The 21,879-nt window shown below is 71.9% G+C and carries 17 protein-coding genes; 13 read left to right on the top strand and 4 right to left on the bottom strand.

Annotated features, from left to right (window positions below):
* The first annotated feature begins 109 nt into the window (after positions 1 to 109).
* From ACZ5AJ_RS15475 to ACZ5AJ_RS15450, 6 genes are all read left to right on the top strand, one after another.
* Positions 110 to 1,192, top strand: coding sequence for a LacI family DNA-binding transcriptional regulator (locus ACZ5AJ_RS15475; RefSeq protein ID WP_464135936.1), 1,083 nt, complete (start codon positions 110 to 112; stop codon positions 1,190 to 1,192).
* 180 nt (positions 1,193 to 1,372) lie between these two features.
* On the top strand, positions 1,373 to 3,097 hold the full coding sequence (locus ACZ5AJ_RS15470) for a xylulokinase (protein WP_464135935.1): 1,725 nt from the start codon (positions 1,373 to 1,375) through the stop codon (positions 3,095 to 3,097).
* A 49-nt stretch (positions 3,098 to 3,146) separates the two neighbouring features.
* Positions 3,147 to 3,866, top strand: a complete 720-nt coding sequence (locus tag ACZ5AJ_RS15465; protein ID WP_464135934.1) for an L-ribulose-5-phosphate 4-epimerase — start codon at positions 3,147 to 3,149, stop codon at positions 3,864 to 3,866.
* 32 nt (positions 3,867 to 3,898) lie between these two features.
* The gene (gene araA, locus ACZ5AJ_RS15460) at positions 3,899 to 5,407 is read left to right on the top strand and encodes an L-arabinose isomerase (protein WP_464135933.1); all 1,509 of its coding nucleotides are present in this window, start codon (positions 3,899 to 3,901) and stop codon (positions 5,405 to 5,407) included.
* Between the two features lie 83 nt (positions 5,408 to 5,490).
* Positions 5,491 to 6,792: a D-arabinono-1,4-lactone oxidase gene (locus ACZ5AJ_RS15455; RefSeq protein ID WP_464135932.1), complete on the top strand. Its 1,302-nt coding sequence runs from the start codon at positions 5,491 to 5,493 to the stop codon at positions 6,790 to 6,792.
* Between the two features lie 7 nt (positions 6,793 to 6,799).
* On the top strand, positions 6,800 to 8,182 hold the full coding sequence (locus ACZ5AJ_RS15450; protein WP_464135931.1) for a glycoside hydrolase family 27 protein: 1,383 nt from the start codon (positions 6,800 to 6,802) through the stop codon (positions 8,180 to 8,182).
* A 64-nt stretch (positions 8,183 to 8,246) separates the two neighbouring features.
* On the opposite strand, the gene ACZ5AJ_RS15445 is transcribed toward ACZ5AJ_RS15450, so the two are convergent.
* A complete protein-coding gene (locus tag ACZ5AJ_RS15445) occupies positions 8,247 to 9,743 on the bottom strand; it encodes a BNR-4 repeat-containing protein (RefSeq protein WP_464135930.1) in 1,497 nt (498 codons plus the stop codon).
* A 263-nt stretch (positions 9,744 to 10,006) separates the two neighbouring features.
* Between ACZ5AJ_RS15445 and ACZ5AJ_RS15440 the strand changes: the two genes are divergently transcribed.
* The 3 genes from ACZ5AJ_RS15440 (at position 10,007) to ACZ5AJ_RS15430 (ending at position 12,996) form a co-directional block, all read left to right on the top strand.
* Positions 10,007 to 10,243, top strand: a complete 237-nt coding sequence (locus tag ACZ5AJ_RS15440) for a hypothetical protein (RefSeq protein WP_464135929.1) — start codon at positions 10,007 to 10,009, stop codon at positions 10,241 to 10,243.
* Positions 10,244 to 10,297: 54 nt separating this feature from the next.
* Positions 10,298 to 11,320 carry an ABC transporter substrate-binding protein gene (locus ACZ5AJ_RS15435; protein WP_464135928.1) on the top strand — a complete coding sequence of 341 codons (1,023 nt, stop codon included), beginning with the start codon at positions 10,298 to 10,300 and terminating at the stop codon, positions 11,318 to 11,320.
* 275 nt (positions 11,321 to 11,595) lie between these two features.
* Positions 11,596 to 12,996, top strand: coding sequence for a sodium:proton exchanger (locus ACZ5AJ_RS15430; RefSeq protein WP_464135927.1), 1,401 nt, complete (start codon positions 11,596 to 11,598; stop codon positions 12,994 to 12,996).
* Between the two features lie 40 nt (positions 12,997 to 13,036).
* Here ACZ5AJ_RS15430 and ACZ5AJ_RS15425 read toward each other — a convergent pair whose 3' ends face one another.
* Positions 13,037 to 13,732, bottom strand: a complete 696-nt coding sequence (locus ACZ5AJ_RS15425; protein WP_464135926.1) for a metal-dependent transcriptional regulator — start codon at positions 13,730 to 13,732, stop codon at positions 13,037 to 13,039.
* A gap of 100 nt (positions 13,733 to 13,832) precedes the next feature.
* Between ACZ5AJ_RS15425 and ACZ5AJ_RS15420 the strand changes: the two genes are divergently transcribed.
* A complete protein-coding gene (locus ACZ5AJ_RS15420) occupies positions 13,833 to 14,093 on the top strand; it encodes an addiction module protein (protein WP_464135925.1) in 261 nt (86 codons plus the stop codon).
* A gap of 26 nt (positions 14,094 to 14,119) precedes the next feature.
* On the opposite strand, the gene ACZ5AJ_RS15415 is transcribed toward ACZ5AJ_RS15420, so the two are convergent.
* Together ACZ5AJ_RS15415 and ACZ5AJ_RS15410 are read right to left on the bottom strand one after the other, a co-directional pair.
* On the bottom strand, positions 14,120 to 15,418 hold the full coding sequence (locus ACZ5AJ_RS15415) for an ROK family transcriptional regulator (protein ID WP_464135924.1): 1,299 nt from the start codon (positions 15,416 to 15,418) through the stop codon (positions 14,120 to 14,122).
* Between the two features lie 70 nt (positions 15,419 to 15,488).
* Entirely contained in the window at positions 15,489 to 16,565 is a 1,077-nt protein-coding gene (locus tag ACZ5AJ_RS15410) for a hypothetical protein (RefSeq protein ID WP_464135923.1), read from the bottom strand.
* 532 nt (positions 16,566 to 17,097) lie between these two features.
* Here ACZ5AJ_RS15410 and rhaI point away from each other — a divergent pair.
* The 3 genes from rhaI to ACZ5AJ_RS15395 are packed head-to-tail and all read left to right on the top strand — an operon-like array spanning position 17,098 to position 21,844.
* Positions 17,098 to 18,282, top strand: coding sequence for an L-rhamnose isomerase (gene rhaI, locus ACZ5AJ_RS15405; protein ID WP_464135922.1), 1,185 nt, complete (start codon positions 17,098 to 17,100; stop codon positions 18,280 to 18,282).
* A 2-nt stretch (positions 18,283 to 18,284) separates the two neighbouring features.
* Positions 18,285 to 20,351, top strand: a complete 2,067-nt coding sequence (locus ACZ5AJ_RS15400) for a bifunctional aldolase/short-chain dehydrogenase (RefSeq protein ID WP_464135921.1) — start codon at positions 18,285 to 18,287, stop codon at positions 20,349 to 20,351.
* Entirely contained in the window at positions 20,348 to 21,844 is a 1,497-nt protein-coding gene (locus tag ACZ5AJ_RS15395; protein WP_464135920.1) for a rhamnulokinase, read from the top strand. Before ACZ5AJ_RS15400 ends, ACZ5AJ_RS15395 begins: the two co-directional genes overlap by 4 nt.
* Positions 21,845 to 21,879: the final 35 nt, after the last annotated feature.

The following is a 21,879-nucleotide window of genomic DNA, read 5'->3' as shown; positions in this document are numbered from 1 at the left end:
CCTCCGATCCGGCGAGGCCGTTCCTCACGCCGGCCACGACCCTCCGACCCTGACCCCGCCTCCCCCCTCCCACCAGCACCTTCTCCCCTACGACGACCAAGGACCGCTCATGGCATCGACGACGCGACGCCCTTCGATGGCGGATGTCGCCGCGCGCTCGGGCGTCTCGTACCAGACGGTCTCGCGCGTGCTCAACGAGCCGGGGATCGTGCGCCCGGAGACCCGCGACCGGGTGCAGCGGGCGATCGACGACCTCGGCTACACCCCGAACCGTGCGGCGCGCGCCCTGAAGACGACCCGCTCCTCGCTGATCGGCCTGCTCACGGACGGATCCTCGCTGTTCGGCCCCGCGGAGACGGCGACCGCGATCGAGACCGCCGCGCGCGAGGCCGGCTACTCGGTGCTGCTCACGACGGTCGGGACCGCCGCCGGCGCGGCGGCAGGAGCGGCCGACGGCGCGCGTCGCGGGGCGGCCGACGGGGCGCCCCGAGCGGCCGACGCCTCAGCGGGCGCGAGCCTCATCGGCTCCGGGGTCGACGGGATCCTCGTCGTCGCCGCGCACGAGGGGATGCTGCCGGTGGTCGCCGGGGCGGCCGCCTCGATCCCGGTGGTCGCGGTCTCGGCGCAGCCGACGTCGACGCCGGGGGTCGAGGTGGTGGGCGTGGACCAGCATCGGGGCGCCCGCGAGGTCGTGCACCACCTGGCGCGAACGGGCGTGCGGACTGTCGCGCACCTGCCCGGGCCGTCGGACTGGTTCGACGCCCGCGCTCGGCGCGACGGCTTCGAGCAGGCGCTCGGCGAGCTGGGGATCGACGGTGCGACCACGTCTCCCGGCGACTGGACGCCCCGCTCGGGCTACGAGCTGACCTGCGAACTCCTCGAGTCCGGCCTGCCCGATGCGGTCTTCGCCGCGAACGACATGATGGCGATCGGCGCTCTGCACGCCCTGCACGAGCACGGGGTGCGAGTGCCGCAGGACGTGGCCGTCGTCGGCTACGACGACACCGTCGGGGCGGAGTACCTGATCCCGTCGCTGACCACGGTCTCGCAGCCCTTCGCCGAGCTCGGCCGCCTTGCGCTGCACCGGCTGTTGGAGGTGCTCGACGGCTCCGAGCCTGCGCCGCACGCGCCGGCGACCCTGCCGCCTCGGCTCGTGGTCCGCCGCTCGACCCGCCCCGAGCGGACGCACTGACGGCGGGCGCCCCACAGCCCACTCCTCACGGCGCGCCAGGTCGACACTGTCGCCTCACGAGCCGCTTCGGGGCCCCTTCTGGCTCGCCAGTCGACACTGTCGACCTCGCCGGCGCGCAAGCCCCGCCCCTCCGGAATGTGAACGTTGACATCGGCCGGCCACACCTGATGGGATGGGCCCATGACGCACGCCGACGTGTCCCCCAACAGCCCCGCCGCCGAGAGCTCGGCCGCCGCCGCGACCATCGCCGCCGGCGACGCCCACCTCGGCCTCGAGCTCGGCTCGACCCGCATCAAGGCCGCCCTGATCGACGAGACCGGCACCGTGCTGGCCACGGGCTCCCACGCCTGGGAGAACGAGCTGGTCGGCGAGACCTGGACCTACTCGCTGGACTCCGTATGGGCCGGGGTCGCCGGCTGCTTCGCCGATCTCGCCCGCGAGGTGCGCGAGGACCATGGCGTGGAGCTGACCTCCCTGCGCGGCCTCGGGATCTCCGCGATGATGCACGGCTACCTGGCCTTTGACGCCACCGGCGAGCAGCTCGCCGAGTTCCGCACGTGGCGCAATACGTTCACGACCGAGGCGTCCGCCCTGCTCAGCGAGACGTTCGGGCAGAACATCCCGCTGCGCTGGAGCGTCTCCCACCTCCTCCACGCGGTGCAGCAGGGCGAGGAGCACGTCCAGCGCCTCGCCCACCTCACCACCCTCGCGGGCTACGTCCACTGGAAGCTCACCGGGCGCCGGGTGCTCGGCGTCGGCGATGCGAGCGGCATGTTCCCGATCTCCGCCGCGGGCGACGCCTTCGACCCCGAGCTGCTCGAGCGCTTCGCCGCCCTCGACGCGGTCGCGGAGATGCCCTGGTCGCTGCCGGATCTGCTCCCCGAGGTGCTCGTCGCGGGACAGGACGCAGGCCGCCTCACCGCCGAGGGCGCGGCCCTGCTCGACCCGAGCGGCGCTCTGCAGCCCGGGGCGATCACCGCGCCCCCGGAGGGCGATGCAGGCACGGGCATGGTCGCGACGCAGGCCGTCGAGCCGCGCACCGGCAACGTCTCGGCGGGCACGAGCGCCTTCGCGATGGTCGTCCTCGAGCGCCCGCTGTCCGGGCCGCGCGAGGAGATCGACCTGGTCACGACGCCGGCCGGTGATCCCGTCGCGATGATCCACACGAACAACTGCACCACCGATCTCGACGCCTGGCTGGGCCTGTTCTCCCGGTTCGCGGAGCTGATCGGTGCCCCGCAGTCCGCGGAGGACCTATATGCGACGCTCTTCGCTGCGGGCGCCGCGGGGGATGCCGATGCGGGCGGGATCCTCACCTACAACTACGTCTCAGGCGAGCACCAGACGGGCGTCGCCTCCGGCAGGCCGCTCGTGGTCCGCGAGCAGTCCGCCCGCTTCACCCTGGAGAACTTCCTGCGCGCGCAGCTGTACGGGGCGTTCGGCGCCCTGGCCGTCGGCATGGAGGTGCTGCTCAAGGACGAGGGCGTGCACCTCGACGTCATGTACGCGCACGGCGGCATCTTCCGCACGCGCGGCATCGCCCAGCAGGTCCTCGCCGACGCGCTCGGCACCCCGGTCGCGCTCGGCGAGTCCGCCGGCGAGGGCGGCGCATGGGGAATGGCGCTGCTCGCCGCGCACACCGCCCGCACGGCCGACGGGGTCACCCCCGCCGACGTCACGACCAGCGCTGACGCCGGCCCCGGCGCGACCGCCGGCGCGGGCCGCCTCGCCGGCTCGAGCGCCGGCCGCGCGCTGAGCACCTATCTCTCCGACGTCGTCTTCGCCGGTCAGGAGCTCACCACGCTCGAGCCCGATCCCGCGGGCTCCGCCGGGCACGCCACGTGGCTGGCCGGCTACCGCGCCGCCCTCCCCGTCGAGCGCCTCGCGGGCGAGCTCCTCGACTGACCTCGTCGGCCCGCCCCGTCGGCCGCATCACCCCTTCGGAAGGAACCCCATGCCCCTCGTCCTCGCCGACCTGCCCCGCGCCACGCAGCGCGCGGTGGCCGAGACCCGCGAGCGCGTCGCCGCGCTGCACGCCGAGCTGCCCCGCAACGGGCTCGTCGTGTGGACCGCCGGCAACGTCTCCGAGCGGGTGCCCGCGGTCGACCCCGACGTGCCGGGCCTGATGGTCATCAAGCCGTCCGGCGTCTCCTACGACGAGCTGGCGCCGGACGCGATGGTGGTCTGCACCCTCGACGGCAAGAAGATCGAGGATGGCACCCCGGCGGCCCTGGTCCCCTCCTCGGACACCGACGCCCACGCCTACGTCTACGCGCACATGGACCACGTCGGCGGGGTCGTGCACACCCACTCGACCTACGCGACCGCGTGGGCGGCGCGCGGAGAGGAGATCCCGTGCGTGCTGACGATGATGGCGGACGAGTTCGGGGGCCCGATCCCCGTCGGCCCATTCGCGATCATCGGCGACGACTCGATCGGCCGCGGCATCGTGGGGACCCTCCGCGACTCCCGCTCCCGGGCCGTGCTGATGCAGAACCACGGCCCGTTCACCATCGGCAAGGACGCCCGCGACGCGGTGAAGGCCGCCGTGATGTGCGAGGAGGTGGCGCGCACCGTGCACATCTCCCGCCAGCTGGGCGACCCCCTGCCGATCGCCCAGGAGCACGTCGACTCGCTCTTCGACCGCTACCAGAACGTCTACGGCCAGCACTGATGCCGGCACCCACCGCCCGAGAGGACATCACCATGCAGAATCCCTTCGACACCCGCGAGATCTGGTTCCTGACCGGCAGCCAGGGCCTGTACGGGCCCGAGACGCTCGAGCAGGTCGCCGACCAGTCCCGCGTCATCGCCGAGACCCTCGACGCCGCCGACGGCATCCCCGTGAAGATCGTCTGGAAGCCGGTCCTCACCGACCGCGACGCGATCCGCGAGACCGCGCTGGCCGCCAACGCCGACCCCGCCTGCGTCGGCGTCATCACCTGGATGCACACCTTCTCCCCCGCGAAGATGTGGATCCAGGGCCTGGACGCCCTGCAGACCCCGCTGCTGCACCTGCACACCCAGGCGAACGTCGCCCTGCCGTGGTCGACGATCGACATGGACTTCATGAACCTCAACCAGGCCGCCCACGGCGACCGCGAGTTCGGGTACATCGCCACCCGCCTCGGCGTGAACCGCAAGACCGTCGTCGGCCATGCGACCGATGAGGCCGTGCAGGCGAAGATCGGCCGCTGGGCCCGCGCCGTCACCGGCTGGGCCGAGATGCACTCGCTGAAGCTCGCGCGCTTCGGCGACAACATGCGCAACGTCGCCGTCACCGAGGGCGACAAGACCGAGGCCGAGCTGCGCCTCGGCGTCAGCGTGAACACGTGGGGCGTCAACGACCTGGTCGCCGTGGTCGATGCCGTCGACGACGCCGCGATCGACGCCCTGGTCGCTGAGTACGAGGAGCAGTACGAGGTCGTCCCCGAGCTGCGGGCCGGCGGCGAGCGCCACGAGTCGCTGCGCTACGGCGCACGCATCGAGCTGGGTCTGCGCTCCTTCCTCGAGGAGGGCGGATTCGGCGCGTTCACCACGAACTTCGAGGACCTCGGCGGGCTCCGCCAGCTGCCCGGCCTCGCCGTCCAGCGCCTCATGGCCGACGGCTACGGCTTCGGCGCCGAGGGCGACTGGAAGACCGCGATCCTGGTGCGCGTCGCCAACGTGATGGGCTATGGCCTGCCCGGCGGCGCCTCCCTCATGGAGGACTACACCTACGAGCTGACCCCGGGGAAGGAGAAGATCCTGGGCGCCCACATGCTCGAGGTCTCCCCCTCCCTGACCACGCAGAAGCCCACCCTCGAGATCCACCCGCTGGGGATCGGCGACCGCGAGGACCCGGTCCGCCTGAAGTTCTCGGCCGACGCCGGTCCCGCCGTCGTGGTCGCGATGAGCGACATGCGCGAGCGCTTCCGCCTGATCGCGAACGTCGTCGACGTCGTCGAGCCCGACGAGGACCTGCCGAACCTGCCGGTCGCCTGCGCCGTCTGGGAGCCCCAGCCCGACTTCGCGACCTCCGCCGAGTGCTGGCTGACCGCCGGAGCGGCCCACCATACGGTCATGACCTCGGCCGTGGATCTCGAGACGTGGGAGGATCTGGCCACCATCGGAGACATCGAGCTCGCCGTCATCGACGAGGGCACCACGGTGCGCTCCTTCGCGCAGGACCTGCGCACCAACCAGGTCTTCCACCGCCTGGCCCAGGGCTTCTGAGCCCGACGGGCGGGTCCGGCCTCCGGACCCGCCCGCCCCGGTCCCTCGACCGGGCCCCTCCCCAGAGAGACGATCCCCGAACCATGAGCAACGGATCCGCCGACGCCGTCGACCGCCGCCCCGGAATGAGCTGGTCAGGCACCGTGGACTACGGTCCCGGTCCCCTCCATTCCCCTCGGACCGTCGACGAGCTGCGGGCGCTCGTCGGCCGCAGCCGCCGCCTGCGGGCGCTCGGCACCCGCCACTCCTTCTCCCGCGTCGCCGCATCCGACGCCGATCTCGTGACCCTCGAGCGGATGCCCCCCGACATCTCCGTGGACACCGTCGCGCGCACCGTCCGCGTGGGCGCCCAGGTGCGCTACGGGGAGCTCGCGATCGCCGTCCAGCGGCACGGCCTGGCGCTCGCGAACATGGGATCCCTGCCGCACATCTCCGTCGGCGGCGCGACCGCGACCGGCACCCACGGCTCCGGGGACGATCAGCGCTCCCTCTCGGCCGCCGTGCGCGCGATCGAGCTGGTCACCGCCGACGGCGATCTCGTGACCCTGGATCGGGACGCCGACGCCGACGTCTTCCCCGGTGCCGTGCTGTCGCTGGGGACCCTCGGCGTCGTCACGCACCTGGTGCTCGACCTGGTGCCCGACTACCGGATCCGCCAGAGCGTCCACCTCGACCTGCCCGCCGAGCGCATGACCTCCGAGGGGCTGCGGGCGCTGCACGCCGGTGGCCGCAGCGTCAGCCTGTTCCACACCTTCGACGGCACCATCTCCCAGATCTGGCGCAAGCAGCTGGTCGACGACGAGAGCTCCGACGACGATCTCAGCGCCGACGGCTCCTGGTTCGGCGCACGGCGCGCCGAGGCGGGCGTGCACCCGCTGCCCTCGATGCCGGCGGACTTCTGCACCGACCAGACCGGCGCCCCCGGCCACTACTTCGACCGGCTGCCCCACTTCAAGCTCGAGTTCACGCCCTCGAACGGTGAGGAGATCCAGTCGGAGTTCTTCATCGCCCGTGAGCATCTGGCCGAGGCCGTCGCCTCCCTCACCGAGATCGGCGAGCGCATCCGCCCTCTGCTGCTGATCTCCGAACTGCGGACGATCGCCGCCGACGACCTCTGGCTCTCCCCCATGCACGGCCGCGACAGCGCCGCCGTCCACTTCACCTGGGCGCGCGAGCCGGAGGCCGTCGAGGCCCTGCTGCCGGAGGTCGAGGAGCGCCTGGCGCCCTTCGCCGCCCGTCCGCACTGGGGCAAGGTCTTCACGATGGCCCCGGAGGCCGTGCGAGCGCAGTACCCGCGCCTGGGGGACTTCCAGGCCCTGCGCGATCGCCTCGATCCCGAGCGCGTCTTCGCCAACTCCTACGTCGACCGCCTGCTCGGAGAGTGACCCGCCCATGACCTCCGCACCCTCGTCGCCCGCCGCCCCGTCGTCGGCCCTCCGGAGCCATCGCGCGCCCTCGGCGCGCCCGCCGATGGGCTGGAACAGCTGGGACTGCTTCGGCACCACCGTCACCGAGGAGGAGGTGCTGGCCAACGCGCGCTTCATGGCCGAGCACCTCGCGCCCTTCGGCTGGGACACGATCGTGGTCGACATCGACTGGTCGGACCCGTCGGCCCGCTCCCACGGCTACAACGAGTCCGCTCCCCTGGTGATCGACGATCACGGGCGCCTGCTGCCCGATCCGGGGCGCTTCCCCTCCGCCGCCGACGGGGCGGGCTTCGGACCGCTGGCCGCGCAGATCCACGACCTGGGTCTGCGGTTCGGCATCCATGTCATGCGCGGCATCCCGCGCCTCGCGGTCGATGCCGACAGCCCGGTGCTGACGACGGGCGCGCCGCTCTCCGCGGCGCAGATCGCGGACCCGGAGAACTCGTGCGAGTGGAACCCGCATATGGTCGGCATCGACCATGGGGTCCCCGGCGCGGGCGCCTACTACGACTCGATCCTCGCGCTGTATGCGTCCTGGGGCGTGGACTTCCTCAAGGTCGACGACATGCTGTGGCCGTACCAGGCGGCGGAGATCGAGGCCTTCTCCGCAGCGATCGACCGCTGCGTGCGGCCGATCGAGCTGAGCCTGTCCCCCGGCAGGGACCTCTCCCTCACCCGCTTCGACCATCTGCGCGAGCACGCCACCATGTGGCGGATCTGCGACGACCTGTGGGACTCCTGGGCCGACGTCGAGGCGAACTTCGCGCGCTTCGCGCGCTGGGCACCGTTCGCGGGCGAGGGCGGATGGCCCGACGGCGACATGCTGCCGCTGGGCCGGATCGGTCTGCGGGCAGAGCGCGGCGAGCCCCGCGACGACCTCCTCACCCCGGCGGAGCGCCGCACCCTGATGACGCTGTGGTCGATCGCCCGGTCGCCGCTCATGATCGGCGGTCATCTGCCGGAGTCCGATCCCGGGACGATCGCACTGTTCACGAACGCCGACGTCCTGGCCGTGCAGGCCTCCTCCCGCGAGGGCCGCGAGGTCTTCCGCGAGGGTCCGCTGGTGCTGTGGACAGCGCTCGGGGAGGGCGTCCGCTATGTCGCCGCCTTCAACCTCGGTGATCAGACGCTGCCCGTATCCCTGGACAGCCGGAACGTCGGCCTCCCGGCGGAGGTCGACGGCGAGCTGCGCGAGCTGTGGAGCGGCCAGGACGTCCCCGTCCGCGCCGTCTCGGTGCAGTCCGACGAGGCGCGCGGCGTCGCCCCCGGATCGACCGCGATCGATGTGCGCATCGAGCCCCACGGCACGGTGCTGCTGCGCTGGACTCCGCCCGTCGACGCCCGGTGACGGGAGGAGTCCTCACGGGCCTGCCCATCGGAGCTGGAGGTGAGGCGGCGGAGGGGCCGCCGCCTCACCGCGGCTCGACGCGGACGACGATCTCCGTGTCGTAGCGCTGCGAGGCATCCATGGTGCCGCGGTACCAGGCGAGCACCTGGCGGGAGGGGTCCCCGGGCACGGCGATCGGACGGAAGCTGTCAGCCGCGGAGTCGGCGGTGATCGGGATCCACTCCCAGCGCTCGTCGGCGGCGATCAGGCGGCCGTGGAAGATGACGTGCCGATCGAGGTCGGAGCCGTCGCGGGGGTCGACGACCGTGGAGATCCACAGCTGCTCGGGGTCGTCCGGGTCGATCGTGCCGAGACCCGTGTAGTCCTCCTCATGGGGCATCAGCTGCGGTCCCGCGACCGCGAGCTCGCGCACCTCCCACTCCCCGGCGCCCGGGCGCAGGACCGCCCGGAAGAACCGATGGTCGATGGGCTCGTCCGCCGGGCGTCCCTCCTCTCCTCGCGCGGCGCGCGCCTCGCGGTCGAAGGAGGTGCCCAGGGTGTCGTCGGCGCGGGCGGTGAACAGGGCGACCACGGTCCCGTCGGGGAAGGAGCGCAGGTCCGTGGTCCAGGCGTGGGTCATGACGCTGCCGCCCCAGGTCGAGCCGCTCGCGAACACGCGGGTGAGGTCTTCGGCGCGCGGGGTCGCCTCGGTCAGGCCCCGCCCGAGCTCGCCGACGACGGTGCCGTCGGCCCGGTGCAGGGAGCCCTGCGCGAGATAGCCGTGCCAGATCGAGGTCGCATGGTCGCGCGGGTGGTGCTCGGTGATGATCAGGTCGATGCGGTCGTCGGCCGCGAAGCGGTTGGGCGAGGCGTAGCGGGCATAGCCGTTGACGTAGCCGATCTTCTCGCGGGTCAGCAGGCGACCGCCGAACTCCCAGCTCTCGCCGTCGTCATGGGAGACCAGATAGCAGGGGTCGTCGTTGATCGCGCGGACGAAGCAGAAGAGCACACCGTCCAGCCGGTGCAGGTTCTGGTAGGTGACGCCGCGGTGCCCGCCGAGGGCTGCGGCCTCCTCCTCGTCGGCGAAGAGGGTCCGCCAGTCGAAGGCGCGCTCGGGCCCCCAGGCGCCGGCGGGGTCGTCGGTCTCCGAGATCCGCCAGCGGGTGAGGTCGTCGCTCTTGTGGCGGCTGTAGACGGCGAGCCAGCGCCCGTCCTCGCGATGCCAGAGGGCCGGGTCATCATGATCGTCGGACTCGAGACCGGGATGCAGCACGATCGTGCGGGCGGCCGGATCGACCTCGCCCGCGGCGCCTCCATCCGCCCCGGCCGCGCCGTCGGCCCCGTCTCCGCCGTCGGCCCGCTGGCCGAGACGCTCCAGGTCGACGACGACGAGGTCGATGTCGCCGCCGCGGGCCGCGCCGTCGCGCCCCGCGACGGAGGCGACCGCACCGATCAGCAGACGGTCGCCGTCGGGGTCGACCAGGGCGCGCTCATCCTGGAACCAGCACCAGGCGCCGTTGGAGTCGACCACGGCGGTGCGGACGTCGGACAGGGATCTCGCATCATCGCGGAGTGCAGACATGCCCACCAGGATCCCAGACCGCGAGCGCGATGGAAAGCGATTGCCCCGGATTCGTCCGGAAACTCGGGAGACGGCCTACGGCGGACGGCCCGCCCGTCCCGGACGCCCTCTGCGATCGCGCGTCCGATGGCGCACCCGATGCCGCATCCGATCCTGGACCCGATCGGGATCCCCATCGCGCGAGGCCGCCCGGACCTCGTAGCGTGGGGGGCCGTCGGGACCGCGACGATGCACCCGACCGCGCACCCCCGGAGGTCTCCCCCGTGATCACCCGCCGTCAGTCCCTCGCCCTGCTGGCCACCGCCGACACCGCCGCCGCCCTGCCCGTCCTGTCGTCCTGCGGCCCCAACTCGTCGTCCGGCGGATCCGACGGGTCGGTCCGCATCTGCTGGTGGGGCGGCGACCTGCGCCTGACCCTCACCCAGAAGCCGCTCGATCTGTTCCGCGACACCGATCCCGGCTTCGACGTCGCCGAGGAGTACAGCGAATGGACCGGCTAGTGGGACAAGCTCGCCACCCAGACCGCCGGCGGCACCCCGCCCGATCTTCTCCAGATGGACGAGGCCTACATCGACTCCTACGGGAACCAGGGCACGCTGCTGGACCTCGAGACCCTCGGGGACGTGCTGGACCTGTCCGAGATGGACGAGAACGTCCTGCACACGGGACGACTGGCCGACGGCACCCTGGTGGGCGCACCGCTCGGGGTCGGGATCCTCTCGATCGGCGTGAACACGGACCTGCTGGAGGCCTCGGGCGTCGACCTGCCCGAGGACACCGCCTGGACCTGGGAGCATCTGCAGGAGGCGTGCGCCGAGATCGGCGCCTGGGGGAAGGAGGACGGCGTCGTCGCCCTGGACATGTTCGGCCAGAGCGCGGCCGAGCTCGGCGCCTGGGCCCGCCAGGCCGGCCAGCAGATCTTCCCCCGCGAGGACGAGACGCTCATCAGCATCGACACGGTCAAGGAGTACCTGGACTACTCGCGCGGTCTCATCGAGTCCGGTGCCGCACCGTCGGCCTCCGACCAGATCGAGGACTTCGGCGCGGGCGTCGAGCAGGGCCGCTTCGGCACCGGGAAGGCCGTCCTCCACCTCCAGTTCCACACCCAGGTCCAGACCTTCCAGAAGGCCTCCGGGGCGACCATGGACCTGCTGCGCCTGCCCGCCCTCGACAGCGGGAACCCGCAGATGGTCAACAAGGCGTCGATGCACTGGTCGATCGCGCAGGCCTCGGCGGAGACCGGAGCGGCCGAGAGCGCCGCGGCACTGATGGACTTCCTGCTGACCGACCCGGAGGCCGCCAAGGTCCTGAAGATCGAGTGCGGTGTCACGGCGATCCCCTCGATGCAGGACGCCGTCGAGCCCGAGCTCGACGACATCGAGACGATCTGCCTGGAGTTCGCTCTCACGATGCAGTCCGAGGTGGTGCGGGCGCCGCTGGTCACGCCCGCCTCCGGCGTGGGCTTCGGCGACGAGGTCACCCGCATCAGCCAGACCTACTGCTTCGGCGACACCGACCTGGACACTGCGGCCCAGGAGATCCTCACCGCGCTGGAGGGCATGCAGGGCGAGGGCTGATCCGCCGGGCCGGGCGGCCGACGGGAACGGCATGCCGGGCGGCGTCGCGAGTGGCGTGGCAAGTGGCATGACGGATGGCGTGGCGGTGGGCATGGCGGGGCCGGAGCGGCGGGGCTCACCACATCCGCGATTCAGGCGCGCCTAACATTCCGATGCCTCTGGACTCATGGCCTGACCTGGTGGAACAGTCTCCGATGCGACGCGGCGAGGACCTTGGTCCCCGCCGCGTCCCACTGTGACAGGCCCGCTCCCCGGGCCCTTCCCGAAGGACTCCCGTGCCCGCTCCCCTGCTCCGTCGGATCGCGCTGTGCCTCGCGATCGCCGCCCCGGCGATCGTGCTGCGCATCTCCGGCGCCTCCGCCCATCCCGTCGTCGAGCTGCTGCTGTTCGGCGCGGCCGTCGTCTCCGCCTCCTTCGCGCTGTGCTGGGCCGCGGAGGCCGCGCAGAAGGACATCTCCGGCGCGCTGGCGATCGCGATCCTCGCGCTGATCGCCGTGCTGCCCGAGTACGCCGTCGACCTGTACTACGCCTTCCGCTCTGGCTCCGACCCCTCCTACGAGCAGTTCGCGGCCGCGAACATGACCGGCTCGAACCGGCTGCTGCTGGGATTCGGCTGGCCGCTGATCGTGCTGGTCTCGCTGCTGGTGGCGCGCCGCGCCGGCCTCGCGCAGCAGGCTGCGCACGAGTCGCAGCTGGGGGCCGCTCAGGGGCCGGGCTCCGAGCCGGGACGGCCCGTCGGACCGCTGCGCGCCCTGATCCTGCCGGCCGCCGCACGCCTGGACATCGGATTCCTGGCGATCCTCGCCGTGATCGCCTTCGCGATCCCCGTGATGGGCCGCATCCCCCTCTGGTTCGGCATCGCGCTGATCCTCGTGTTCGCGCTCTACATGTGGCGCGCCGGCGTCAGCGCCGACGACGAGGACGGCGAGGAGGAGTTCGTCGGCGCCTCGAGGATCATCGCGGAGATGCCCCGACGCTCCCGCCGCATCACCGTGGTGAGCATGTTCGTCGCGTCGGCCGCGGTGATCCTCGCGAGCGCCGAGCCCTTCGCGAACGCCCTGGTGGAGTCCGGGTCCTCGCTCGGGATCGACAGCTACTTCCTGGTGCAGTGGCTCGCCCCGCTCGCCTCTGAGGCCCCCGAGTTCATCGTCGCCGTGCTGTTCGCCCTGCGCGGCATGGGCGCCGCCGCGATCTGCACGCTCATCGCCTCGAAGATCAACCAGTGGAGCCTGCTGGTCGGCTCCCTCCCGATCGCGCACCTGCTCGGCGGAGGCGGGACGGACCTCGCGCTCGACGCCCGCCAGATCGAGGAGTTCACCCTCACCGCGAGCCAGACGGTGATGGGCGTGGCGATCCTCCTGGGTCTGCGCTTCCACCGCAGCGCCGCGATCGCCCTGCTGGCGATCTTCGCCGCCCAGTTCGCGATCACGAGCACCGAGGGTCGCTGGGTGCTCAGCATCCTGCAGATCGCCATCGCGATCGGCTTCCTGATCATCAACCGCCGCCACATCGGGCCGACCCTCGCCGCACCCTTCCGCCGCAGGCAGGCCGACAGCGGGGGCACGGCAGACGACGGGGACGACGGCGGGGACGGGCCCGACGGCGGTTCGGCCGACGGGCGAGGCGCCGGATCGTCGGACGCCGGTCCGTCGGGCAGGGAGCTGCAGACCGCCTGAGCCGGGCGGACGGCCTGACCCGAACGCCGGCCTCAGCCGCTCAGCCCGCGGCGTGCTCGTCGGGGGCGATGCGCATGGCGCGCGCGGCGACCAGGGAGAGGTCCAGCTCGCGATCCTCGTCGTCGGCCGTCCAGGAGACCGCGAGCACCCCCGCGGCCTCCGAGCGCGCATGGACCCGCAGGTGGGTGCCGACGCCGATGCCGCGCGCATCGAGATAGCGCAGCAGACCCGGGTCACGGTCGGAGATGCGGGCGATCAGGCCGCAGGAGCCCGAGGCCAGGTCCGACAGGCGGCCCGCGTCGGGCCGATGGACGGTCCCGTCCGCTGAGGGGATCGGGTCGCCATGGGGGTCCGAGGTCGGGTTCCCGAGCTCGTCGTCCATCCTCTGCAGCAGACGGTCGGAGACCGAGTGCTCGAGCAGGTCCGCCTCGTCGTGCACCTCATCCCAGCCGTAGCCGAGGCGCTCGACCAGGTAGGTCTCGAGCACCCGGTGGCGCCGCACCATGCGCACCGCCTCGGCACGACCGGACTCGCTCAGCTCGATGGCCCCGTAGGGCTCGTACTCGATCAGCCCGTCGCGGGCCAGGCGCTTGAGGTTCCCGGAGACCGACGACGGCGTGACCTCCAGGATCTCGGCGATCTCGCTGGTGGTGATGGAGCCGTCGTCCCATTCCTGGGCGCCCCAGATGACCTTGAGATAGTCCTGCACCATGGTGCTGGGTCGGTCGGCAGGCATGGCTCGATGGTAGTCGGCGACGGGGACGAGGACGCAGATGGTCATCCACAGCGGACGACAGTGCATAGGCGATGAGCGGGAGCGGTCCTACGCTCGAAGCATGTCTCCCGATGCCGCAGAGATCCTCCGCCACGCCAGAATGCTCGAGCACGATGAGCTCGCGCAGCTCGTGGAGGAGCTCATCCATGTGCTCGATGAACGGCCGGAGCACCCGTCCGACTCGGCTGAGCTGAGCGATGGCTGGCGCCGGGAGATCCAGAGGCGTCTGCGTGACATCGACCAGGGCGGAGTCGACGTCGTGGACGGCAGAGAGTCCCTTTCTCGCGTTCGCGCCGCTCTGGACCTGGCGCCCTCCTCCTGACCCGGACCCGCCTCAGCTGACCCTGGTCAGCGGACTGCGCGTCGGGCCCTCCCCGGGGAGGCCCAGGCCGTGGAGGGCTGCTCGCCCCGACCGATGGCGGTCGGGGCGGGCATGCTCGTCGAGCTGGGCAGGCCGACCCTCTCGAGGAACGCCTCGAGGGCCAGCACCGCCATGCCGAGCGAGACGACCTCGCCGTCGGCCTCCGTGAACTCGAGGTTCACGAGAGAGCCGGGACCGGGCAGGCACTCCTCGGCGATGCGCTCGCGCACCCGCTCGCGCAGCTCGGTGCCCGCGTAGCGGGTGATCCAGCCGAGGATGGAGACATGCTCGGGGTTGACCAGGTTGACGAGGTTCCCGATGCCCGCGACGAGATAGTCGCCCGTGCGGCGCAGGGCCTCCCCGGCGGCCTCGTCCCCCGCCGCCTCGGCGCGCGTGAGCCGCTCGATGAACTCGCGATGATGCTCGACGGCGGAGAGCTCATGGGCGGGCGCGATCTCGGCGAGCGTCCGACGAATCCCCTCGACGCCGACATACGCCTCGACGCATCCGCTGCGCCCGCATCCGCATTCGCGTCCGCCCCAGCACAGGGTCGTGTGCCCCCATTCGCCGGCGGAGTTGCCCAGGCCGCGCAGCAGCTGCCCGTCGATGATGATCCCGGCGCCGACGCCGGTGCCGAGGTTCACCGCGACCATGTCCCGGAAGCGGCGTCCCGCACCGAACCAGAGGTCGCCGGTGGCGAGCGCCATCAGCGGGTTGTCGATGCGCACGGGCACGCCCAGAGCCTGCTCCAGCTCGTCCTGGACCGGCAGGTCCCGCCAGCCCCAGTTGGGTGCGAACACGTCGACCCCGCGGACGGGATCCACCTGACCGGGGAGGGAGACCCCGGCCCCCAGCACCTCGCCCGCATCGGGGTCCTTTCGCGCCAGGAGCGCCCGGGCGCAGCGACCGATGCGCTCGGCGATCGTCGCGATGCTCTCCCCCACCCCTGCGCTCAGCTCCACCTGCTCCGCATCCAGCGCGGTCAGCGCGAGGTCGTACAGCTCGACGCGCACATAGGTCTCGGCGACGTCGACCGCCAGCAGCGTGCCTCGCCGCGGGTTCGCCTGGAAGGTGGAGGTGGGGCGTCCGCCCTGGGAGGAGATCCGTCCGGCTTCGCGCAGCACGCCCTCCTCGACGAGCTCGCCGACGAGCGTGGTCACCGTCGCGGCGCTGAGCCCGGTCTCCGTGCTGATCTGCGCTCGGGTGATCGTCCCGCGCGCATACACCGAGCGCAGCACCATGAAGCGGCTCTCGTTGCGGATGTCCTTCGACGTCTTCGCGGCCATCGTTCTCCTCCCGGTGGGTCGACCGCCCTCGCACCCGAGGGAGCGAGGGGGTCGACTGCCATTGTGCCGCTCAGCGCGGGACGGCCGACCAGCTCACGCCCTCGAGCACCCCGCCGTCGGCGGACATCGCCTCGACCAGGAGGAGGACATCGTCCGACGACCCCGCCCAGCCCGCCGGGATCCACGACCGATGCGGATCGCCCCCGGACACGGCGGCCGACGAGAGCACGTGCCGCGAGACGCGGCGCTCCCCGGCGATCACCGTCACCTCGACGTCCTCGCCCGCGACGTCGAGCAGCGCACCGGACGGCGGTGCGTCATGGCCGGGCACCGGAGGCACCGGGGGCGCCCCCAGCCGCAGCACGGCGGGCCGTCCGGGCCGCACGCGCAGCGGCAGCTCGGTGCGGGCCTGGGGATGCGCGGCCCGATGACGGACCTCGCGCCGGGCCTCGCCGACCAGCTCCTGCGCGGTCTGCGCACGGATCGCCCGGGGTGCGAGGTCGACGGCGGTCAGCAGCTCCACGCGCTCGACGAGCCCGCCGGGCACGTGCGGGGCGCGCACCGCGACCTCGACCGCAGCATCTGCCGCCCTGTCCGCAGCATCCGCAGCATCCGGCCCATCCGCACCGCGACGCTCGAGGACGAGCACGGGCGCCGCGGGCATGACGATCTGCTCGGGTCCGCCGTCGACGCTCGCACGGACCGGATGGGTGAGCCCGACCAGACGCAGCACGTGCACGAGCCCGCCGCCCGCGGAGACCTCGAGGTCCCGGACGTAGACGGCGTCCACGCCGGCTCGGGTGCTCGACCAGCCGCCCAGGCCCCGCAGCGGCTGCTGCGCGAGCGGACCGTCGGTCCGACGGTCCGGCAGTGAGCGCACGCTCCACAGGTCGGTCACGTCCTCGACGCCCGTCACGGCCAGGGGTCGGCCGACCCCGCGGCCCGCGCCGAGCCGCAGCGACGGCCGACGGACCTCGTCGAAGTTCGCCCGCCCCCAGATCTCCGCGGTGACGCGGACGTCATGGGTGCTCCCCGGCGCGAGCGGGAAGGACAGCGGGGCACCGTGAGGGACGTGCACCCCGCGGTCGGCGCCGTCGAGGACGACGCGGACCAGGAACACCCCACCAAACACCCCCATCAGAACCATCTCCAGAAACCCACGAGCACACCATCCACCCAGGCCACACCCCACACCGACCACTCCCCCACACCCCTCCCCACCCACCACCCATCCACAACCCCCACCCCGCGCCAAGAAAAACCGGAAACAAGGTAGAGAATCCGGCGGAACAATGCGTACGGAATATCGGGAGAACCCATCAGAGAACACCGACCGCCCGCCGCCCATGGCGACGACAGCGGCCACGACAGCCTGCAGCCGCCTCTCGCGGCGCACCTCGCCGGAAACCGCCTACCCTCGACGGCCGCAACCGTGCTAGCCTGGGTTGAGTCGTTTCAACATATGACCGATGCCGCTGTACGACATCGGATGGAACGACGCCGGACGGGACGTCGTCGGTTGAGAGCCCGCGCACCCGCCCGGACGAGGCATCGCCGCCGCGTCCGCGGCAGGGGACGCCGGCGCTCACCGCCGCACCGTCCCGCCGAACCCGATCGTCTGCACCACCTGCACCGACCCCGACCACCATCGACGTCACCACTCTCCGAAGGAGCCCCTCATGCCTCCTGCTCCGCTCACCGCACTGCCCGAGTCCGTCGCCCGCGACCTCGCGGACTTCTCGATCGAGGTCCCCAGCTGGGGCTACGGCAACTCCGGCACCCGCTTCAAGGTGTTCTCCACGCCCGGCACCCCGCGCGACCCGTTCGAGAAGATCGCCGACGCCGCACAGACCCACGCGCACACGGGCTCCGCTCCGCGCGTCTCCCTGCACTACCCGTGGGACAGGGTCGAGGACTTCGGGGCGCTCCGCCGGCATGCCGAGGACCTGGGCGTCACGATCGGGATGATCAACTCGAACACCTTCCAGGACGACGAGTACAAGTTCGGATCCCTCACCCACGGCGATGCCACCGTGCGCCGTCGGGCGATCGACCACCATCTCGAGTGCATCGACGTCATGCGCGCCACCGGGTCGAAGGAGCTGAAGATCTGGCTCGCCGACGGCACGAACTATGCGGGACAGGACTCGATCCGGGCCCGCCAGGACCGGCTGGCGGAGTCCCTCGCGGAGGTCTACACGGGCCTGGGCAACGACGAGCGCCTGGTCCTCGAGTACAAGTTCTTCGAGCCGGCGTTCTACCACACCGATGTCCCGGACTGGGGCACGAGCCTGCTGCACTGCCTGGCGCTCGGCGAGAGGGCGAAGGTGGTCCTCGACACCGGGCATCACGCGCCGGGCACGAACATCGAGTTCATCGTCGCGCAGCTGCTGCGGCAGGGTCGGCTCGGCGCCTTCGACTTCAACTCCCGCAACTATGCCGACGACGATCTGATCGTCGGTGCCGCGGATCCGTTCCAGCTGTTCCGGATCCTCTTCGAGATCGTGCAGCAGGATGCGCACCGCCCGGAGTCGGGCGTGAACTTCATGCTCGACCAGTGCCACAACCTGGAGTCGAAGATCCAGGGCCAGATCCGTTCGGTGCTGAACGTGCAGGAGACGCTCGCGAAGGCGCTGCTGGTGGACCGGGAGGCGCTCGCCTCCGCGCAGGAGCGCTGCGATGTGCTCGAGGCGAACGCGATCCTGATGGACGCGTTCTGGACCGATGTGCGTCCAGCGCTCGCAGCCTTCCGCGAGGACAGCGGCCTGCCGGCCGATCCGTTCGAGGCCTTCCGGGCCAGCGGCTACGAGGACAAGATCGCCGCCGAGCGTGTCGGCAAGAACCAGATGGGATGGGGAGCCTGAGCATGACCAGCACGAACACCACCGTCGGCGGCACTGCGGCGCAGACCGTCGCCGCACTCCTGGCCCGCTCCAACGAGCTGGGCTCGGACCCGAGGAACACGAACTACGCGGGAGGCAACACCTCCGCGAAGGGCTCCGCGACCGATCCGGTGACCGGCGAGGACGTCGAGCTGCTGTGGGTCAAGGGCTCCGGCGGAGACCTGGGCACGCTGCGGGAGGAGGGCCTGGCGGTGCTGCGGCTGGATCGGGTGCGCGCCCTGCAGGACGTCTACCCGGGTGTGGAGCGCGAGGACGAGATGGTCGCGGCCTTCGACCACTGCCTGTTCGGGAAGGGCGGCGCAGCCCCCAGCATCGACACCGCGATGCATGCGCTCGTCGACGCCGACCATGTGGACCATCTGCATCCCGATGCCGGGATCGCGCTGGCGACCGCGGCCGACGGCGAGCGTCTGACCCGCGAGTGCTTCGGCGAGGCGGTCGTCTGGGTGCCGTGGCGTCGGCCGGGCTTCCAGCTGGGGCTGGACATCGCCGCGATCAAGCGGGAGAACCCGCAGGCGATCGGCTGCATCCTCGGCGGGCACGGCATCACGGCGTGGGGCGCGACCTCCGAGGAGGCCGAGGCGAACTCCCTGAGGATCATCGCCGAGGCGACCGCGTTCATCGAGCGCACCGGTTCGGCGGAGCCGTTCGGGGCCCACGACGCGTCCCGGGAGGCGCTGCCGGAGGCTGAGCGCCGGGCGAAGGCGTCGGCCCTGTTCCCGGTGGTGCGCGGGCTGGCCTCGACCGATGCGCCGATGGTGGGCCACTGGACGGACACCGAGGCGGTGCATGAGCTGCTGGCATCCGAGAAGCTCGCGCAGCTCGCGGAGCTGGGTACGTCCTGCCCCGACCACTTCCTGCGCGCGAAGGTGAAGCCGCTGGTCCTGGACCTGCCGGCGGGGGCGAGCATCGAGGACTCGGTGTCCCGGCTGAAGGAGCTGCACGAGCAGTACCGGACCGACTACTCCGCCTACTACGAGCGCCACGCCGATGCCGACTCCCCCGCCATGCGCGGTGCGGATCCGGCGATCGTGCTGATCCCCGGCGTGGGGATGTTCTCCTTCGGGGCCGACAAGCAGACCGCGCGCGTGGCGGGCGAGTTCTACGTCAACGCGATCAACGTGATGCGCGGCGCCGAGGCGATCTCCACCTATGCGCCGATCGAGGAGTCGGAGAAGTTCCGGATCGAGTACTGGGCGCTCGAGGAGGCGAAGCTGCAGCGGCGGCCGAAGCCCAAGCCGCTCGCCACCCGGGTGGCGCTCGTGACCGGTGGCGGATCCGGGATCGGCAGGGCGACGGCCGAGCGCCTGGTCGCCGAGGGCGCCTGCGTCGTCATCGCGGACCTGAACCTCGAGAACGCCGAGGCGACCGCCGCGGAGCTGGGCGGGCCCGACCGGGCCGTCGCGCTGCGCGCCGACGTCTCCGACGAGCAGGCCGTGGTGGCCATGGTCGAGGAGGCGGTGCTCGCCTTCGGCGGTCTCGACCTGATCGTCAACAACGCCGGCCTGTCGCTGTCGAAGCCGCTGCTGGAGACCACCGCGAAGGACTGGGACCTGCAGCACGACGTCATGGCGCGCGGCAGCTTCCTGGTCTCCCGCGAGACAGCACGGGTGATGATCGACCAGGCCATGGGAGGGGACATCATCTACATCTCCTCGAAGAACTCCGTGTTCGCGGGCCCCAACAACATCGCCTACTCGGCGACGAAGGCGGATCAGGCTCATCAGGTGCGGCTGCTGGCCGCGGAGCTCGGCGGCCACCAGATCCGCGTCAACGGCATCAATCCCGACGGCGTCGTGCGCGGCTCCGGCATCTTCGCCGGAGGATGGGGAGCGAGCCGCGCGAAGGTGTACGGGGTGGAGGAGGAGAAGCTCGGCGAGTTCTACGCCCAGCGCACCCTGCTCAAGCGCGAGGTGCTGCCCGAGAACGTGGCGAACGCCGTGTTCGCCCTGACCGCGGGCGACCTCTCGCACACCACCGGCCTGCACATCCCGGTCGACGCCGGGGTCGCGGCCGCGTTCCTGCGATGAGCGCCGCAGACGGCCGGATCGGTGTCGCCGCGATCGACCTCGGCGCGACCTCGGGCCGAGTGATGCTCGGGGTCGTGGCCGACGGTCGGATCGAGCTGGTCCCCGCCCACCGCTTCGAGAACCGTCTGGTGGAGCGCGACGGTCACCTGTGCTGGGACCTCGGCGCCCTGTGGACCGAGATCCGTCGGGGCCTGACCGAGGCGCACGACCTCGCCGCGGTGCGCGGCATTCCGAGGCTCGCCTCGATCGGCGTGGACTCCTGGGCCGTGGACTACGGGTTCGTCGGCCCGACCCTCAGACCACCCGATGCATCGAGCGAGCGGATCGGCGAGGTCATCGCCTATCGGGATTCCCGCACCGACGGCGTCGCGGACCGTCTCGCCGAGCGTGTCTCCCGGGAGCGGCAGTTCGCGCTGACGGGCATCGCCCAGCACCCCTTCAACACGCTGTACCAGCTCGCCATGGACGACCGTCTCGGGGACCTGCCGCCCGGCAGCGCGCTCCTGATGGTGCCGGACCTGATCGGCTCCCTGCTCACGGGCGTCCGGCGCACCGAGCGCACGAATGCCTCGAGCACCGGGATGCTCAGCCTCGACGGGCGCTGGAGTCCTGAGCTGCTCGAGGTCGCGGGCGTCTCCCCGGATCTTCTGGCCCCCCTCATCTCGCCCGGCGAGCAGCTGGGAACGGTGCATCCCGAGCTCGCCATCGAGCTCGGGATCGGGGAGGTGCCGGTGGTGGCGATCGGCTCCCACGACACGGCCTCCGCCGTCGTCGCCGTCCCCGCCGCCGACGACGGCGGGCCGGTCGCGTACATCTCCTCGGGCACCTGGTCGCTGATCGGTCTCGAGCTGCCCGACCCGGTCGCGACGGAGGATGCCCGCAGAGCAGGTTTCACGAACGAGGCCGGCGTGGACGGCACCGTCCGCTTCCTCAAGAACGTGGCGGGGATGTGGCTGGTCAGCGAGTCGATCCGGCAGTGGGAGCAGGAGGGTGCCCGTGTCGTCCTCGAGGATCTGCTGGCCGCCGCCGCGGTGGTGCCGCCGAATCGGTTCCGCATCGATCCCACCGACGAGCAGTTCCTCGCGCCGGGGCGGATGGCGGACCGGGTGGTCGCCGCAGCGCGACCGATCAGCGGGGACGATCCCAGACCCCGCACGCCAGCCGACGTGGTCCGCTGCATCCTCGAGTCCCTCGCGGAGACCTACCACGAGGAGCTGCATGCCGCCTGCCGCCTGGCCCGGGTCCCGCTGCCCGAGCGTCTGCACGTCGTGGGCGGAGGCTCTCGCAACGCCCTGCTCAGCCAGCTGACGGCCGACGCGCTCGGGATCGAGGTGGTCGCCGGGCCGATGGAGGCGACGGCGCTGGGGAACGTGGCCCTGCAGGCGCGGACCCTGGGCGCGGTGCCTGAGGAGCCGGGCGCGATGCGGGCGCTCGTGCGCGAGAGCGTGGAGCTGGAGCGATTCCGCCCCGCGAGCCGGCAGGACGCCCAATAACAGCTTGGCAAGACGCCCAATAGACGCTTGGCAGG

It is taken from the genome of Brachybacterium zhongshanense (assembly GCF_055385755.1).
Note: the sequence above shows the minus strand (reverse complement) of the source record. Positions and strands in the feature narration are given on the sequence as shown.